Here is a 17,851-nt window from a genome sequence, read left to right as displayed (position 1 = left end):
AAAAAAGAGAGATTTTCTAAATCATTACTCCGCGGCAGGTTTACCGGCCATGGTTAATTTTACCAAATCTCCGATGAATTTCGCAAAGGGCTCTATATTCTGTTGGACACTTGCCATTTCAAGAGAGTTCATATAATCATCTCTTTTTTGAACAGGTATTACCATCCATTTATATCCTCCCGAAGCCAATATTGCATTCATTAAGAACCTACCCATTCTACCGTTACCATCCATGTAAGGGTGAATATAAACAAAAAAGAAATGTCCTAACACCGCTCTAACTGATGCTTCCGGTTCTTCTGAGATTAATTCAAATAAAATGGGCATTACATCTCTTAGAGCATCCATATTTACAGGGACGTGTTGTGATTGTCCAATATAAACTTGATGTCTTCTATACCCAGCTAAATCAGATGGCTTTAAAATGCCGGATGTTACACTGGGTGAAAATAACTCTCTAAACCAATCGCTATGTTCTTCCAAAAGTATCTTACCTAAATCACCACCATCCATAATTTTTTCAATACTGTCTTTTACACTATTAAAAGCAAGCCAATACCCTCTTGCAGCCATAGCATCTCTATGTTTTTTATCTTCTTCATTATCTACTAAATTCCATTTTCCGCTTTTAACCCTTTCAATCAGTTCGGGAGTCACTTTGTATTTTTCAATGGACAATGAGTGGTACGCATCCGTAACATAGATTTCATCCATATTTTTTAGAAATGTCGCTTTGTCAAGAAAATTAATAGCTGAAGGTTTGGGAAAAACTTTAATTACTACATTCCGCATTTCAAACCACATTAAACGGATTCTATTGCAATATGGAGAACGTTCTCTTGAAGATAAGGGTAATGGAGTCATTCGTTCAAATGGGTCTGTTTCGCGGACATCATAACCTGCTGACTTCATCGTTTTCAAAATCTCATCCGCTATTTTAGAATTCCCTATATTTCTAAAAGCGCCCACGATTCTTCCGGCTTTCAAACTATGTCCACCATCTAACAACAATCCTACTATTTCAGAAGCGTCATTTATCATACTTAACGCCGTTCTTACATCAATTGGATTGCTAACAAAAATGGAAGGAGAACAATAAATAATGGAAGATGGTAAGTTTAATATTCGTAACCCATTTTTAACTTCTACACTTTCTAATTCTGATAATGGCGATTTCATACAGAATAAAGACGTTTTAAATAATAAAGGAGTGTTATTGTTTTTACCCTTTACCGACCTAATAATCATCTGAATTGGAACAACCTCATTCCCTGAATGCAGCAATAAGGACTGTTCTGCTGAAACACAATATTCATCACCATATCGGTCTTCCAAGAACCTTGAGCAAAATCCCCAATAGGAAGTGAACCAAGATGTGCTATTCCCTTTGCTTTCTTCAGGATTCACTGCAATGTACCAACCTCTAATAACTTCTCTTATGAAACCATTTGCGATAAGACGGTCTTTATGGGTTCTACTTAAATCTTCCGACTTAATCGCTATAATACCTTTACCTTGTATTACTTGGAGAACTTTTAGTGATTCCGCTAATTTTTCTGCGGGTGTTGCCATTGTGTATTAGTTATAATATCTCGCCGTGTATTTGTTATAATTTAACGCTGTGTGTTTATTATAATTTGATGTAAATATATAGAATTAATTGCAATGTTATAAAGAAATGATTTGACCTATTAAAACAAAAAAGACCTTACAAAACGTAAGGTCTTTTTAAGGGCTCCCCTTACAGACGAAAGATGCAAAATAATGCAATGATTGAGTATGTTACAATTAGGAAACTGAAGAGTTAGTTAGTCTTTATTTGAATAAAGCTCCCTCATTGTTCTAGCTATCATTGCTGGGCCAACAGAATTGTGCGTTTCATCTTTAAAAACAACCAATTTCGAATTAAACCCATTGTATTTTTTTAAGAGTGTTTCGAATCTCAATAGATTATCAAACCCGTCTTCTAATTCAGCAATTGAGAAAAATACATCTACTTTTAACGTTGAATTGGCTGAAGCATATTTAGCCTCGGCTTCCATAATATCGTTATCCCAAAATAAAAAAGATGGGCTATTAATTCCAAACTTAGTAAAAATACCATCAGATTTAAACAATGCGTTAGCCACATATAACCCACTTAGTGAATGACCTGATAATCCTCTCTCATTATTTGTACTATACTTTGAATCGATTAAAGGAATTATTTCTTTTGTAATGATATTATAGAATATATCTCCTCCTCCAGAAACCAAAGCAGGTGATGAAAAATTCCAGATTTTGCTATAGGTACTATCTTTCTTGATTTTTTGTGTAAAAGTATAATCTGTCCAACGATTCAATAACCAATCGTAATCATTGGTTTCATCTCCTGCTATTGAAACTAGTATGAAGTCCTTTGATAAATTTCCCATTTTTAAAGCTTTCATTGATTCTTTTGCAATAGGAAAAGCATAATATCCATCCAATAAATAATAAACAGGATACTTATTTTCTGGGTTATAACTAGATGGCAATGCAACAGAAACCTTATAGGTTCTATGGTTTAATTTAGACGTGTGGTTAATCTCATCTGTATGTATAGGTAATTTACTCCATTGAGCATTACTTGAAATAATGCTAGCAATTAGAAGGATAAAAGTAAATAGGTATTTCAATTGAATTTGTGATATAATTTTTTGAAATATAAGAATAATAAATTCTATTGAAAAATAAAAAGATGCAGCTACCCTAACTCACTGAAGGACAACAAAAAAGCCGATCATTTCTGATCGGCTTGTCCAGTGTGGCTCCCCTTACAGACGAAAAATGCAAAATAATGCGATGATTGAGTATGTGACTATTAAGAAATTGCAGGGTTGAACTTCGTGCAATTTTAAAGGAACCCTATATTCAAATTAATTTGGTCGCGTTGTTAAATCTATCTGCCACGTTTTCCCAATTGATGATTTTAAATAACGTATCTACAAAGTCTGCTCTTTTGTTTTTGTACTTTAGGTAATATGAATGTTCCCAAACATCAATAACCAGAATTGGCACGCAACCCCATTGAGTTAGTTTTTCGTGGTTTTCACATTGTAGAACAACAAGTTTCTTTGTCATAGGTTGATATGCAAGTATCCCCCAGCCATTACCATCTACATTTTTTGAAGTTTGGGCTAGATATAATTTTAATTTTTCATAGCTCCCAAAATCTTTTTCAATTTGCTTTAATAAATTTCCAGTAGGAGACAATTGTTTATTGGTAAGATTTGTCCAAAAAATGGAATGCAAAATATGAGAGGACGAATGAAACGCTAATTTCTTCGTCCAATAATCAACTGTTTCAAAATTATTAGAATCCATTGCCTCCTGAATTTTTTTTACATCTACATTCGCAGCTTTTGTAGCCCCACCGTGATGAAAAGTATAATGAAGGTGCACCGTCTCAGCATCCATATAAGGTTCTAAGAACGACTCTGAATATGGTAAAGGCTGTAAAACAAAATGTCCATTTTCATCAACTAATTTATCAATTCGATTATTAGTCAAATTAGTTGCAAATAATCCTTCTAAAGGTAAAATGGAAGCCACGGAGAGCATTCCGCTAGTTTTAAGAAATTCATTTCTATCCATCATTTATATTAATTAGTGCATAAAAAAAGGTTACACTATAAAAGTATAACCTTTTTATCATTATTGCTCCCTCTCTTGTCGGATCTTGCAATTGTTTTTGTTGTTTGAATTGATACTGTACCAACCCCTAATTACTTGGACACATTTGTTGAAAGAGTTGTGTAATAATTGTTTGTTTTTGGGTTTAAATTTTGTCTAAAGTATTTATAATTTTGATTTAAATCATCCACATTTTCGTTTTGGTTTTCGGATAAATTTTGTTCGAGACGTTTTTGGTTCGTGATGTGGATATTTTGTTCCCATTTTTCAATGGGTGTCATTTTGATTGCTTTGTGGAATCTTCGGGTGTTATACCAGATGGTGTGTGCGAATATTGTTTGTTTTGCATCATAAAACCCCGTGAATTCGTAACGTTCGATTACTTCCCGCTGAATGATGGAATGAAAGGCTTCGATGTAGGAATTTTCTTCCGGTGTTGCGATGTGAGTGAACTCTTGATTGGCTTCCGCTGTGCGAAGGTATTGCTTTACGTTGTTGGCGATAAATTGAGATCCATTGTCATTTCGAATGGTTACTCCTTTGATTCCGTATTCGTTGTTTATTCGTCTAAATGCATTGATGACATCAATTTGTTTGATGCTTTTTTGAAATATCTGATCCACGATTTTACGAGAAAAGACATCGATGATTGTTAGCAAGTAAAAGTTTCTTTTTTCGCCGTGTACATAGACGTATTTAATGTCTAGGCATAGGTATTCCATTGGATAGGAAGCCTGAATCTTACGGTGCTGGACAAACTTGCGTTTGCCGCTGGTTCGTATCACTTTACCCAAAAGCAGGTTGTGTTCGTCCATTAATCGGTAAACTTTTTTCTTGTTAATGTAATAATCAAGCTTGCGTAATTCCCCTGTTACATTTTCATACCCGTAGCAGCAAAATTCTTGCGAGAGGATGTCTTTAATTTGCTCGATAACGATCTGATTTTCGACCTTCTCTCCATCTTGTTTCCACGTATGAGAACTGGCTTTAACGCCCGGTTTTCCACCTGTAGACTTATAATAGTAAACGCTGGAAGGAAGGTTAGACCAAGATAAAAGCATACGTGTAGGAGCCTGTTGAATGTATTGTGAGACGATCATCTTCTTGTCTTGGTTAGCACAGGGCTTTTTTTTAAAAGCTCTGATTTGAATTCTATCTCCAATGCTTGTCGAGCGATAATTCGTTTCAATCGTTCGTTTTCTTCTTCCAAAGCTCTAAGCTCTGGATCTATTCGCTTATAGGCAGACTTTAACCCTTCAACTCCTTTGGAAAGGTATTTAGTCCTCCACTTAGCATATAGACTAGGTGATAAATGATACTTCCGACAAGTAACAACATTGCCTTCTCGCTGTCCTTCTTGAAGAATAGCTAAGCGATCCTCCGGACTGAAAATTCTTCTTTCTCTTTTCATAGTTCCCTAATTTAATTGGTTCTAAACTCTTTTTAAAATTTAGTCCAGTCTATTAGGGGGTTAGTACAACTTCATCAATCGAGATAAAAATGTCTCAATTTAAAACTGTCTCAAAAAAACCTTGAAAAAGATGCCGCACCGGTCAAAATACTGCTCTAATTTTGGCTAAAAACATAAAATGAAACAAAAAACCAAAGTTGTCATCTTTTCAAGGGTAAGTACATTGATACAAGACACCCTTCGTCAAACAGAAGAATTAAAGGAATACGCTGAAAGAATGAACTATCAGGTCTTACAGATATTTGAGGAGAAAATATCCGGCACCAAGAAGACATCTGAAAGACCAGTTCTTCAATCCATGTTAACCTACATAGAAAACAATCCCGTTCAGAAAATCTTAATTTGGGAACTTAGTCGTATCGGCAGAAATTCTCTTGAGGTCTTACAGATATTGAATCAATGTAATGCTATGAAGGTGTCTATATTCATCAAGAACTTTAACATAGAGACCTTGGATGATAAAGGCCATATCAACCCTATGACCCAGTTCATGTTGGAAATCATAAACACGTTAAACCAACTGGAGAGGAATAATATTGTTCAACGATTACGCTCCGGTTTTGAGCAGTACCGTAAGACTAATCCTATCGGGAGAAAGGTAGGTTCGTTTCAAACAGAAGAGGAATTACTCAGCAAGTACCCACAGGTACTAAAGTATCTGAAAAAAGGGTTATCAATCCGCCAAGTATCAGGACTAACAAACAATACATCAACCAACACCATATTGAAAGTTAAAAAGACAGCAATCAAAAGAGGAATCCTGACGGTCTAAACTGTTGCTCATCTAAAAATGAAGATACCGGGACCACGTTTCCAATTTAATCATCCCGGTAACAAGTTTGATTTTTTACATGCAGTGAATTCACCAAAAAACTCACCAGTAAATCTCAAAGAGGTCATTCCATTTTATTGGCGATATGAATGCAAGCTGCTTTTTATGAAGTACCTCCAAAAATCTTTCAAAAGGCAAATAACGGTAAATGTATTTATGCTCTTGACAGAATTTATCTATGGCCGGACTATTTGTATCTAAAAGTCTAGTGTACATATTTTTAATATCAAGATTAAGTCTATTTGAGCTGTAATGTTTATTGGTATAATTCTTCATCCAACTGTCAAATTATGTTTATTTTGGCGTACTCAAACTTCTTAACCTTCAGCATAGAATTTGGAATGTGGTCAAAATCTCCATCGCAAGTCAAAAGAGTCGCATTGATAGTCTTAGCAGTTGCACCCTCAAACAGATGAAGACCCTTTAGAAGATTATTTAAAAACTACTCCTACAATCCCTGACGAAGTATTTGAGGCTTTGCCTAATATCATTAAAGAAGGTGCGAGGGCATTTACCGACAAACGTAAAAGAGATGTATTCTTTACTGGTGCTATTTCTATTCTTAGCGGTTGTTTACCAAACGTAACTGGTGTGTATTTTCAGGAAAGAGTTTTTCCTCACTTGTACACTTTCATCATTGCACCGGCAGCAAGTGGCAAAGGAGTATTGAAAAATGCAAAGCGATTAGCGGACAAGTACCATCAGAAGATATTGCAGCAAAGCAGGGATGCTCAAAAAGTACATGAGAATGAAATGGCAGATTTTAAACAGTTGGAACGTACCAAGAGCAAAGGAGAGCCAGCACCCGAAAAACCTGAAAAGCCACCTTTCAAAATAGTATTCATTCCAGCCGATTGCAGTAAGGCAAGAATGATAGAACACTTAAAAGCCAATGACGGCAAAGGCATTATTTGCGAAACAGAAGCCGATACAATGAGTGGAGCAAAAAAACAGGATTGGGGCGATTATTCAACCATTCTAAGAACTGCATTTCACCACGAAACAGTATCAAGTACCCGAAAAACAGATAACCAATACGATGAAATAAACGACCCATGTTTGGCGGTGGCCTTAACAGGCACACCTGCACAAGCCCCCAGGTTATTATCATCCGCAGAAGATGGTTTGTTTAGCCGTTTCTTATTCTATGCTTATAAAAATAAAATTGAATGGCAAGACCCATCACCGCAGAGCAACACCATTGTTTTTAACGACCACTTTGAGGCACTTTCTGAACAGGTTTTAGGCTTGATAAGCCTAATGGAACAATCACACACTACAATTGAATTACCCCCCTCACAATGGCTCACAATCAATACAGAATTTCCTTTAATGCTTTCAGAGGTTGTTACTTTCACCAGTGAAGATGCAGCAGGGGTAGTTTATCGTATGGGTTTAATTTTCTTTAGGCTTTGCATGATACTATCAGCATTAAGAAAGTTTGAAAACGGAGAAATGACCGCTACAATTATTTGTACCGATGAAGATTTTAATACAGTCTTACTAATAGTTCAAACCTACTTAGAGCATAGTTTACTAATGTTCAATAACCTACCCAAGCAAAATGAAACCATGCAGTTTCATTCAGGCGATGGCAAACGCAAATTCTTTGAGGCTTTGCCCCAAGAATTTACAAGGAAGGAAGCAACCGAAATAGGCACTAAGTTTAAGCTATCTGCCAGAACGGTTGATGATGTGCTAAAATCTGCAACCGGGTACACCCTTACCAAAATCAAAGCAGGTTCATACCAACGCATTTGAAACTGTTCCTTCGGGGGTTTTTTTTTGCCCCACCAGTTCAAACCCTTCTACACATTGCAGAGTTTGCAGACTTTGAAGACTTTGCAAGTTTTGCAGGTTGGGGGTACAACCTTTCATATTTCTGCTTATATTTGCCGCAATGAAATTTTTTGCCTTCATAATGAGCATTTACCTTTTGGTGCTGTCATGCCTTCCATGCATTGACAGGCAGGAGCGTAATGTAAAGGCAGAACAAAAGATTTCAGCTACTACTCAGCAACAACAACACCAAACTGGTGACGAAGCCTGTACTCCCTTCTGTACTTGTTCCCACTGTCCTGCATCGGCTTTTTCTCAGCCTTTGGCATTGTACAAAATGCCTAAAATGCTATTTCAATCTGTGAAGTTTCATTACGAAATAGTGTTTAACTCCTACGACTTCCATTCTGTTTGGCAACCGCCTAAGATAGGTTAATCTCCAAATCACAACATTTCGTTTCCTTAATGCTATTCATCAGGCTTTATAGTTTGATGTAATTCATTTTTCGTTGTGGTATGCTTCCCGTTTTATAGGCGTGATTAATCATATAAATCAAAAACAAATCGTCCATTAAAAGCAAAAAGAAAAAGCGTAAACCGCTTACTCTATTGCAGGTATTCAAAGCGGTAACGATAGCGATAATATGCATCTTGATGTTGTTGGCTATTGTTGCAAGGATTAACCAATACATAAAATTCATAAACAAATAAAAATTTCAATGTTTCAAAAAATAATTCAGTTCTCAATAAAAAACAAACTTGTAGTGGGGGCTTTTACATTGGCTCTCATTATTTGGGGCGTTATATCCGCTATGCGGTTACCTATTGATGCTGTGCCGGACATCACCAACAACCAGGTACAGATAATTACACAAGCACCAACATTGGGTGCTCAGGAGGTAGAGCAGTTTATTACCACACCTATTGAGTTGGCAATTGCAAATATTCCCAATGTAATTGAAAAGCGGAGCATGAGCCGGAGTGGTATATCCGTAATCACAATTGTTTTTAAAGACAATGCTGATGTCTATTGGGCAAGGCAGCAAATAAGTGAACGCCTAAAAGAAGCAGAAGCACAAATTCCGCAAGGTTTAGGTGAACCAACTTTAGCACCTATTACTACGGGATTGGGTGAAATATATCATTATATCATACATGCAAAAAAAGGGTATGAAAACAAATACACCGCTACCGATTTGCGTACTATGCAGGATTGGATTGTAAAAAGGCAGTTGGCAGGTACAGAGGGTTTGGCAGAAGTAAGCGGATGGGGTGGTTATGTGAAGCAATATGAAATTGCTTTGGATAATGACAAGCTCAATGCTATGAACATTACAATTCCTGAAATATACAAGGCATTAGAAAGTAATAATGAAAACACTGGTGGCAGCTATATAGAGCAACGCAGCAATGCTTATTTTATTCGTGGTTTGGGACTGGTAAAGTCATTAAGTGATATTGAAAAAATAGTAGTAAAAAACGTAAACGGCATTCCTATATTAATCCGGGATGTGGCAACGGTACAGTTTGGCAGTGCAACACGGTACGGTGCAGTTACAAGAAACGGTGAAGGCGAAGTAGTGGCAGGTATTACCCTGATGCTGAAAGGTGAAAACTTTGCACAGGTAATTACAAATGTTAAACAGCGAATGGCACAAATACAAAAATCATTGCCCGAAGGTGTAGTAATAGAACCATTTATTGACCGAACAGAATTAGTAAACAGGGCAATGGGTACGGTAGAAAAGAATTTGATTGAAGGAGGACTGATTGTAGTGTTTATTTTGGTATTGCTTTTAGGAAATCTAAGGGCAGGTCTTATAGTAGCTTCTGTTATTCCTTTAGCAATGCTCTTTGCCATTATACTGATGAATTTGTTTGGTGTAAGCGGCAACCTTATGAGTTTGGGTGCAATTGATTTTGGGTTAATTGTAGATGGTGCAGTAATTATTATTGAAGCAATTGTTCATAGGATTTACATGAGTAAGCATCATCATGTCGGTTTGCAAAAACTTTCGCAATCACAAATGGATGATGAAGTATTTGAAGCCGCTTCAAAAATCAGAAGCAGTGCCGCATTTGGTGAAATTATCATCTTAATAGTTTACCTGCCACTATTCGCATTAGTGGGCATTGAAGGAAAAATGTTTAAGCCAATGGCTCAAACAGTAGCTTTCGCAATTTTAGGTGCATTCATACTTTCATTGACATATGTACCAATGATGAGTGCATTGTTCCTTAGTAAAAAGGCAACACATAAACGCAATATATCAGATAAAATAATTGATTTCTTGCAACAACTTTATACACCATTACTCAATTGGGCTTTGCATTGGAAAAAAACTATTGTGGCTGCTATGGTAGTATTATTTGCCGGCAGCTTAATCCTGTTCAACAGCTTAGGCGGTGAGTTTATCCCCACATTGGAAGAAGGCGACTTGGCTGTTGAAATAAGCATGGCACAAGGTACATCATTAACGCAGGTAGTAGAAACATTAGGCAAGGCGGAGAAAATTTTAAAGGATAAGTTTCCTGAAATAAAACAGGCGGTAACAAGAATAGGGAGTTCTGAAATTCCAACTGACCCGATGCCGATAGAAAGAGCCGATATGATGCTTGCCATGAAGCCTAAAGAAGAATGGACATCTGCACATACCAGGGAAGAAATGATGGAAAAAATGGAAGAAGCACTAAGCATTTTACCCGGTGTAAATTTTGAAATTACACAACCAATGCAGATGCGGTTTAATGAATTAATTACAGGTATCAAACAGGATGTGGCAATAAAAATCTATGGTGAAGATTTGGAAATACTGAATGCTCAGGCAAATAAAATAGCAGGTTTGATAAAAAATGTAAAAGGAGTAAGTGAACCTTTTGTAGAAAAAATAAGCGGCTTGCCACAAATACAAGTGGAGTATAACCGTGATAAAATTGCACAATACGGATTAAACATCAGTGATGTAAACATGGTGCTGAAAACTGCTTTTGCAGGAAATGTGGCAGGTGTTGTGTTTGAAGGAGATAAACGGTTTGACATGGTGGTACGGTTGCAAAAAGATTTGCGGAAAGACTTCAGCAATATTGAAAACCTTTATGTGCCATTGCCATCAGGCAACAAAGTGCCTATTAACCAGGTAGCAAATATTTCATTCAAAACGGCCCCTGCACAAATAAGTCATGAGGATGGGCAGCGTAGAACTTTTGTAGGTTTCAATGTTCGTGGCAGAGATGTTGAAAGCACGGTAGAAGAAATACAACCCATATTAGATGAAAAACTAAAACTACCTTCAGGTTATTACTATACCTATGGTGGTCAGTTTCAAAACCTGAAAGAAGCAAAGGCAAGGTTAGGTATTGCAGTGCCAGTAGCATTATTACTCATTTTAGTATTGCTCTACTTTACTTTCAACAGTGTAAAACAATCATTCCTGATTTTTACCGCAGTTCCATTATCCGCCATTGGTGGCATCATTGCTTTGTGGCTAAGAGGTATGCCATTCAGTATTTCGGCAGGTGTTGGCTTTATAGCTTTGTTTGGTGTAGCAGTATTAAATGGCATTGTATTGATTGGTTACTTCAACCAGTTAAAAGACGAAGGCATTACCGATATATATGAAAGGGTAAGAAAAGGTACAGCCGTAAGGCTGCGTCCTGTAATTATGACGGCAGCAGTTGCATCATTAGGGTTTTTACCAATGGCACTTTCCACAGGTGCAGGTGGTGAAGTGCAAAAGCCATTAGCCACCGTAGTTATTGGCGGTTTAATTACAGCTACGCTTTTAACCTTGCTTGTACTTCCTGCACTCTACATTTTATTCAACACTAAAATTAATTTCAAACCAAATAAAATGAAGAAACCAAAACTCCAGGGCAATTCAATGACTGTGCTGTTACTGTTTACATTCATTGGTTTGTTTGCAGAAAAATCTTATGCACAAAGCAATCAAAAAACTTTACAGGAATGTATTGATATAGCTTTAAAAAATAACCTGCAAATAAAGGGAGCCGACTTATACATTCAGCAATCTCAGGTACTGCAAAAAACAGGTTTTAATCCTGATAAAACAAACCTGCAATTAGTGCAAGACCCAACAAGTGGCGGTAATATTGATAACAGCATAGGCATTACGCAAACCATTGCTTTCCCTACTGTGTATGCTAATCAAAATAAGCTACTGAAACAGGAAACATTATTAGCACAAAAATCAAAATTGCTATCACAGAATGAAATAATAAAAGAAGTAACCGAAGCCTATTACAATTTGGTTTATAGTTCACAAAAAATAAAGCTGTTGCAACAGCAGGATAGTATTTACAGCAACTTTCTCAAACGGGCTACCCTTCGCTATAATACAGGTGAAACAAACCAGTTGGAGAAAATGCAAGCCGAAAGCAGATACAAAGAAAACCAATTGCAGTTAAAGCAAGCCAATACAACATTAAGCAGTTATCAATTGGTATTGCAGAAATGGCTGAATACATCCGAACCGGTAATGCCAAAAGAAAATGAATTACCCAAGATGCCGGATGATTACAAGTTTGACACGGCTGCAATAAAATCAAATCCGCTGATAGAGTATTATAATCAACGGCTGAATGTAAGTACATCACAAATAAATTTGGAGAAAAGCAAGCTACTTCCTGATTTGAATGTGGGCTATTATCATCAGGCTATTGTCAAAGGGTTTGACCCAGCAAAAATTAACCGTAATTATTTCCCTGGTACAAGGATAGCAGGATTTCAGGTAGGTATTGGAGTGCCGTTATTCTTTGGTTCACAAAAAGCAAAAATAAAAGCTGCCAAAATTAATAATACGTTGATTGAAACAGAACGGCAGCAAACCTTGCTATACATGCAAAGTAGTTATGCAGTGCAATACAACGAATACCTGAAAGCAAAAGAAGGTTTGCAGTATTACGAAACCACAGGTTTAAAACAGGCAGACGATATTATCAGAATTTCAAACACAGCATACACAAAAGGCGAAATTGGTTACATGGAGTATATCCAAAACCTGCAAACGGCTATCAATACAAGGCTGCAATATACCGATGCAGTGAACCAGTTCAATCAGTCCATTATATTGTTAAACTACTTAAAAGGAAATAAATAAAATGAAGTCAATAAATATAAAATCAATCATAGCATTTGCACTCTTTGTAGTTGCAATCGGTTTTACATCCTGCAAATCGGGCAATAAAACGGAAACAAAAGAAACAACTAAAGTTGAGGAACCCCATTCAGAAACCATAGAAGTTTCGGAGGAGCAAATGAAAGCCGTAGGCATTGAGTTAGGTACAATAGAAATGAAAAATCTAAACAGTGTGGTAAAGTCAAGCGGACAATTGGAAGTGCCCCCACAAAATAAAGCCGATGTAAATTCATTGGTGTCCGGCATCATTAAAAAAATATTAGTGTTGGAAGGCAACTATGTTCGCCAGGGGCAAACAGTAGCAATATTAGAAAACACAGACATTGTGAAGTTGCAGCAGGACTACCTCATGCTGAAAAAAGAATTTGTTTATTCTGAAAAGGAGTACCAACGCCAAAAGGAACTGAATACCGAAAGTGCAGGTACAGGAAAAGTGTTTCAACAGGCAGCATCCAAATATGAAACGGATAAAGCAAGAATGAAAGGGATAGAAAAACAATTGCAACAATTAAATATCAGTCCTGCATCGGTGGCGAATGGAAATTTTGTAAATCAAATTCCCATCACCGCACCTATTAGTGGTGTTATAGGGCATATACTAATTAAAACAGGCAGCTATATTGATATGCAAACCTCCTTAATGGATATTGTAGATAACTCACAAGTTCATTGTGATTTGCAGGTGTATGAAAAGGATTTGTTTAAAGTAAAGAATGGGCAGACAGTAGAGTTCATTCTATCCAATCAGAACAATAAGCAAATAACAGGTACTATTTACGGTATCAATCAATCTTTTGAAAATGAAAACAAATCGGTAATTGTACATGCCAAAATCAACAATACAGGCGGCATCAAATTGTTACCGGGTATGTATGTATCTGCATTGATTAATGTAGGTAATCAAACAGTACAGGCAGTTCCTGTTGATGCAGTGGTAAGTGCAGAAGGCAAGCAATATATTTTTATGGTTGTGGATGAGGAAAGCGAAGGTAAAGAGAAGGCTGAAAAAAAGGAAGCAGGGGAAAAGTCAGAAAAGAATACAGAAGCCAAAGCTGAAAAGCATATTCAGTTTAAAAAGATAGAAGTAACCACAGGTGTAACAGAATTGGGCTACATAGAAATTACGCCATTGGAAGAAATACCGAAAGGTGCAAGGATTGCAACCAAAGGTGCATTTTATGTATTATCAAAAACCAGTGGTGGTAAAGAGGAAGAAGAATAATAACTAAATCAATTTTCATAAAATGATAAATACAGCCCCAAATCATAAGCATACTTACGATGAACAAGGCAGGATGACCTGCTGCACATTAGAAGAAAAAATCTATACCGAAGCAGGTGCAGAACAACTGCTGCATAAAAAGAAAACCATTGATAGTGGACAAGATAAAGTCCAATTGCAAGCTCATAGTAGTGTATGGAAACAATACCTGCCAGCCATTATCAGTTTCGTTATGTTGCTCATTGGCATTGCGTTGGATAATTATTTCAAACCCTCATTCTTTACAAACTATGTACGCCTTGCATGGTATGCTATTGCATACCTACCTGTTGGTTTACCGGTAATAAAAGAAGGATGGGAAGCCAGTCTTAAAAAAGAGTTCTTCACCGAGTTTACATTAATGGTATTGGCCACTATGGGGGCTTTTGCCATCGGTCAATATCCCGAAGGTGTTGCGGTAATGTTATTCTATGCCGTTGGTGAATTGTTTCAGAAGGCAGCAGTTAATAAAGCAAAAAACAATATCAAAGCCTTATTAGATGTCCGTCCATCTTCTGCCAGCGTTTTAAGGAATAATAAATACGAAGAAATAAAACCCGAAGAAGTAGAAATAGGCGAAACCATACAAATTAAAGCAGGCGAAAAAATTCCGTTAGATGGTGAAATGTTAAGTGAGGGCAGCAGCTTCAATACCGCAGCACTTACAGGAGAAAGCAAACCAAAATCTATTTATAAAGGAGCACAGGTATTGGCAGGTATGCTAAACCTTGATAAAGTAATTGAACTGAAAGTAACCAAAAAATTTGCCGATAGTTCCCTTGCACGGATTTTGGAAATGGTGCAAAATGCTACTGCAAGAAAGGCAAAAACAGAATTGCTGATAAGAAAATTTGCCAAAATCTATACACCTATCGTTTTCTTTTTGGCAGTAGCATTGGTGGTGGTTCCCTACTTTGTTCTAAGCAATTATGTGTTTAATGATTGGCTGTACAGGGCTTTAATTTTCTTAGTTATCAGTTGCCCTTGTGCATTGGTTATCTCTATTCCATTGGGCTATTTTGGCGGCATAGGTGCGGCTTCAAGAAATGGTATTTTGTTTAAAGGTTCTAATTATTTAGAGTTAATGACCAAAATAAATACCGTTGTGATGGACAAAACCGGCACACTAACGGCAGGTGTTTTTAAAGTGCAGGCAATTGTAACTAACGGAATGGACAAAACAGATTTCATAAAAACATTAGCTGCATTAGAAAGCAAATCAACACATCCTATTGCCAAAGCCATTGCCGAGTATGAAAAGAACGAAACACAAACTTACCAGGCGACAGAGATAGAAGAAATTTCAGGGCATGGCTTAAAGGGAAATGTGAACGGGAAAGAAGTATTGGCAGGTAATACAAAACTGCTAAAGAAATATAATATCACATACGATGCAGCTATTGACGAAATTATAGAAAGCATTGTAGTGGTAGCCATAGGCAACAAGTATACAGGTTATGTATTGATAGCCGATGAAGTAAAAGAGGATGCACAGGAAGCCATCAGGCAAATGCACCTGAACGGCATTAAACAAACCATAATGCTTAGTGGCGATAAAAATTCCATTACCCAAAAAGTAGCAAAACAAATTGGCATAGATACCGCCTTTGGCGATTTGCTACCAGAAAACAAAGTACAGAAAGTAGAAGAACTAAAACAGGACAAGACAAAAATCATTGCATTTGTAGGCGATGGCATCAACGATGCACCTGTATTGGCTTTAAGCGATGTGGGCATTGCAATGGGTGCAATGGGCAGCGATGCAGCCATAGAAACAGCCAATGTAGTGATACAAACAGACCAGCCTTTAAAGATTGTAACCGCCATTAAAATAGGCAAAGCCACCCGTAGCATTGTTATTCAGAATATCATTTTAGCATTTGCAGTAAAAGCCATTGTATTGGTATTGGGTGCTGGCGGTTTAGCCACCATGTGGGAAGCTGTTTTTGCGGATGTTGGTGTGGCTCTGTTGGCAATTTTGAATGCGGTGAGAATACAAAGGATGAAGTTTTAAATTTGTAATATTCAAACAAAACAAAGTGAGGAACCAACCATCAATATAATTTATAAATAAACAACACAACAAGTAAGTTATGCAGCAGACACTTCAATTAAATATCATCCCATTTTCAGCCCCAGTGCAAGAGGCTGAATTTGCTTTTTATACTTCAAAGCAAGATGGGTATTGCCCAATACACAAAGACGATTTAAACGGAGCAATTGAAGGCATCATTGACGAAAGCGAACTGCATTATGGTAATTGGCTTTACACGGATTTTGCACCTGCCAAAGAAAATGCAATTCTCATTTCAATAAATCTTACCGAATGTAAATACTTTGCCCAACATTATTACAGGCATCTTAACTTTATTTATACCAGCTCAAGTAGGTCAACGGATTTTCAATCATTTTGGGTTACTTCACCTTCTGAGCATTTTAACTATATATACTGTCCCAAAGGCTTGGTTTGCAATTAAACGAGGGGATATTAAAACACACAAAAATTCAATGATTAGGTTATATATCGGAGGTATTATCATTGCAGGAAGTTTTGCCATTCTTGCACCAGGTAGATATTTACATACTCTTTTCTTTAACTAAAATATCAAAACCGCTAAAGAATTTATATATAGCATTCAGCCCTTTAATTTCCTGATAGTCACATACTCAATCATCGCATTATAGCTGCATCTTTCGTCTGTAAGGGGAGCAATTAGAAAAGTCATCAGAAATGGTGACTTTTTTCGTTTAAACTCTATCTCTATTTCCTTTATTCATCGATTTTCTTGGTTTAAGCCCAGTAGAGGGCTTAGTGTTTTTTGACTATTTTAGTTGAGAGTTATACCTGTGGTTTTCAAATTGTGCCAAGAATGTGCCAAGAGTTGGTTTTAGTCAATCCGGTTTCAACTTTTTAAAGAGAGAAATCATCCTGTAAATTGGAGGAAGTAAATGTCGCTTTCCAATGATAAAAATTAATGATTTATCCCGCAAATCTCCTAATAGATGAATTTTGGATTAGTTAATCAGCCATAGCCCTTGGGTGCTTTCTGACCAAGACTATTCATAGCAATACGGGTTAAATTAGTTGATTTCGCTCATTTCTTCCCCCAAAATCATTTACTTATTTTTAAACGGAAACTCAACGCTCAAATACTCCCAGCTCAATTTTATTTTGCCTTCGTTAGCATTGGTCGGCATTACTTCATACGTAAGGGCTTCAACTAATTTATCGCTTTTGAAGGGTTTTACCTTAATTCGGATGATGTCATTTTCTTCTTTATAATCGTCCGATAAGTGCATATCCCACGTTTTACTCAAAATCAAAGTCCACGTTTCTCTATCAGGAATAGTAAAAAATCCATATTTACCTTTTGTAATAACTTTACCTTCAACCATTATATCATGACCAAAATCTATCCAAGTAGCTTTGTGAGCTCCCGATGACCATACTTGATTGAAGGCAACTAAACCATTCCAAATATTCCGCCCTCTCACACTCGGTGAACCGTATTCTATATGTACATGATTTGTGCCTACCATTGCCATTGCCGTCATTTTTGGACTTTTGGGCTTGACTGCTGTTTGACTGGTATCGACTTTGGGTTGATGGTTTTGGTGTTGGGCAAAAACGCCAATAGGTAATGTCAACAAGAGGTTTAAAACAATGTTTTTTTTCATGATTTTGTTTTTTATTGAAG

General features: G+C 36.8%; 13 protein-coding genes. 7 read left to right on the top strand and 6 right to left on the bottom strand.

Going from position 1 to position 17,851, the window contains the following annotated elements; all coding sequences use genetic code 11:
- Nucleotides 1-24 precede the first annotated feature (24 nt).
- The 5 genes from EWU21_RS04665 to EWU21_RS04645 form a co-directional block, all read right to left on the bottom strand.
- Nucleotides 25-1,572 carry a Fic family protein gene (locus EWU21_RS04665; RefSeq protein WP_130895645.1) on the bottom strand — a complete coding sequence of 516 codons (1,548 nt, stop codon included), beginning with the start codon at nt 1,570-1,572 and terminating at the stop codon, nt 25-27.
- Between the two features lie 236 nt (nt 1,573-1,808).
- Entirely contained in the window at nt 1,809-2,657 is an 849-nt protein-coding gene (locus EWU21_RS04660; RefSeq protein ID WP_161566474.1) for an alpha/beta hydrolase, read from the bottom strand.
- Nucleotides 2,658-2,892: 235 nt separating this feature from the next.
- On the bottom strand, nt 2,893-3,618 hold the full coding sequence (locus EWU21_RS04655) for a superoxide dismutase (RefSeq protein ID WP_236633172.1): 726 nt from the start codon (nt 3,616-3,618) through the stop codon (nt 2,893-2,895).
- A gap of 128 nt (nt 3,619-3,746) precedes the next feature.
- On the bottom strand, nt 3,747-4,754 hold the full coding sequence (locus EWU21_RS04650) for an IS3 family transposase (RefSeq protein WP_236633171.1): 1,008 nt from the start codon (nt 4,752-4,754) through the stop codon (nt 3,747-3,749).
- Nucleotides 4,751-5,065 (bottom strand): transposase, encoded by a 315-nt coding sequence (locus EWU21_RS04645; RefSeq protein ID WP_130895643.1) that lies wholly within the window; start codon nt 5,063-5,065, stop codon nt 4,751-4,753. The genes EWU21_RS04650 and EWU21_RS04645 overlap by 4 nt, the downstream gene beginning before the upstream one ends.
- A 178-nt stretch (nt 5,066-5,243) precedes the next feature.
- Between EWU21_RS04645 and EWU21_RS04640 the strand changes: the two genes are divergently transcribed.
- The 7 genes from EWU21_RS04640 (at nt 5,244) to EWU21_RS11250 (ending at nt 16,630) form a co-directional block, all read left to right on the top strand.
- Nucleotides 5,244-5,897 (top strand): recombinase family protein, encoded by a 654-nt coding sequence (locus EWU21_RS04640; RefSeq protein WP_130895642.1) that lies wholly within the window; start codon nt 5,244-5,246, stop codon nt 5,895-5,897.
- A gap of 456 nt (nt 5,898-6,353) precedes the next feature.
- Nucleotides 6,354-7,718, top strand: coding sequence for a DUF3987 domain-containing protein (locus tag EWU21_RS04635; RefSeq protein WP_130895641.1), 1,365 nt, complete (start codon nt 6,354-6,356; stop codon nt 7,716-7,718).
- A gap of 139 nt (nt 7,719-7,857) precedes the next feature.
- Nucleotides 7,858-8,172, top strand: a complete 315-nt coding sequence (locus tag EWU21_RS04630; protein ID WP_317127218.1) for a DUF6660 family protein — start codon at nt 7,858-7,860, stop codon at nt 8,170-8,172.
- Between the two features lie 283 nt (nt 8,173-8,455).
- On the top strand, nt 8,456-12,853 hold the full coding sequence (locus EWU21_RS04625; RefSeq protein ID WP_130895639.1) for a CusA/CzcA family heavy metal efflux RND transporter: 4,398 nt from the start codon (nt 8,456-8,458) through the stop codon (nt 12,851-12,853).
- A 1-nt stretch (nt 12,854) separates the two neighbouring features.
- Nucleotides 12,855-14,114: an efflux RND transporter periplasmic adaptor subunit gene (locus tag EWU21_RS04620; protein WP_130895638.1), complete on the top strand. Its 1,260-nt coding sequence runs from the start codon at nt 12,855-12,857 to the stop codon at nt 14,112-14,114.
- A 22-nt stretch (nt 14,115-14,136) separates the two neighbouring features.
- Nucleotides 14,137-16,167: a heavy metal translocating P-type ATPase gene (locus EWU21_RS04615; RefSeq protein ID WP_130895637.1), complete on the top strand. Its 2,031-nt coding sequence runs from the start codon at nt 14,137-14,139 to the stop codon at nt 16,165-16,167.
- Nucleotides 16,168-16,246: 79 nt separating this feature from the next.
- Nucleotides 16,247-16,630, top strand: a complete 384-nt coding sequence (locus EWU21_RS11250; protein WP_161566399.1) for a hypothetical protein — start codon at nt 16,247-16,249, stop codon at nt 16,628-16,630.
- A gap of 640 nt (nt 16,631-17,270) precedes the next feature.
- On the opposite strand, the gene EWU21_RS04605 is transcribed toward EWU21_RS11250, so the two are convergent.
- Entirely contained in the window at nt 17,271-17,831 is a 561-nt protein-coding gene (locus EWU21_RS04605; protein WP_130895635.1) for a DUF2911 domain-containing protein, read from the bottom strand.
- Nucleotides 17,832-17,851: the final 20 nt, after the last annotated feature.

This window comes from Aquirufa antheringensis (genome assembly GCF_004307425.1).
Taxonomy (GTDB): domain Bacteria; phylum Bacteroidota; class Bacteroidia; order Cytophagales; family Spirosomataceae; genus Aquirufa; species Aquirufa antheringensis.
The sequence above is the reverse complement of the archived record's forward strand: the minus strand, read 5'-3'. Positions and strand labels throughout refer to the sequence as shown.

What these genes read in the sequence shown, in the direction of transcription:
- EWU21_RS04665 (WP_130895645.1), bottom strand. Translation starts at nt 1,572, where the DNA reads ATGGCAACACCCGCAGAAAAATTAGCGGAATCACTAAAAGTTCTCCAA.
- EWU21_RS04655 (WP_236633172.1), bottom strand. Translation starts at nt 3,618, where the DNA reads ATGATGGATAGAAATGAATTTCTTAAAACTAGCGGAATGCTCTCCGTG.
- EWU21_RS04650 (WP_236633171.1), bottom strand. Translation starts at nt 4,754, where the DNA reads ATGATCGTCTCACAATACATTCAACAGGCTCCTACACGTATGCTTTTA.
- EWU21_RS04645 (WP_130895643.1), bottom strand. Translation starts at nt 5,065, where the DNA reads ATGAAAAGAGAAAGAAGAATTTTCAGTCCGGAGGATCGCTTAGCTATT.
- EWU21_RS04640 (WP_130895642.1), top strand. Translation starts at nt 5,244, where the DNA reads ATGAAACAAAAAACCAAAGTTGTCATCTTTTCAAGGGTAAGTACATTG.
- EWU21_RS04630 (WP_317127218.1), top strand. Translation starts at nt 7,858, where the DNA reads ATGAAATTTTTTGCCTTCATAATGAGCATTTACCTTTTGGTGCTGTCA.
- EWU21_RS04625 (WP_130895639.1), top strand. Translation starts at nt 8,456, where the DNA reads ATGTTTCAAAAAATAATTCAGTTCTCAATAAAAAACAAACTTGTAGTG.
- EWU21_RS04620 (WP_130895638.1), top strand. Translation starts at nt 12,855, where the DNA reads ATGAAGTCAATAAATATAAAATCAATCATAGCATTTGCACTCTTTGTA.
- EWU21_RS04615 (WP_130895637.1), top strand. Translation starts at nt 14,137, where the DNA reads ATGATAAATACAGCCCCAAATCATAAGCATACTTACGATGAACAAGGC.
- EWU21_RS11250 (WP_161566399.1), top strand. Translation starts at nt 16,247, where the DNA reads ATGCAGCAGACACTTCAATTAAATATCATCCCATTTTCAGCCCCAGTG.
- EWU21_RS04605 (WP_130895635.1), bottom strand. Translation starts at nt 17,831, where the DNA reads ATGAAAAAAAACATTGTTTTAAACCTCTTGTTGACATTACCTATTGGC.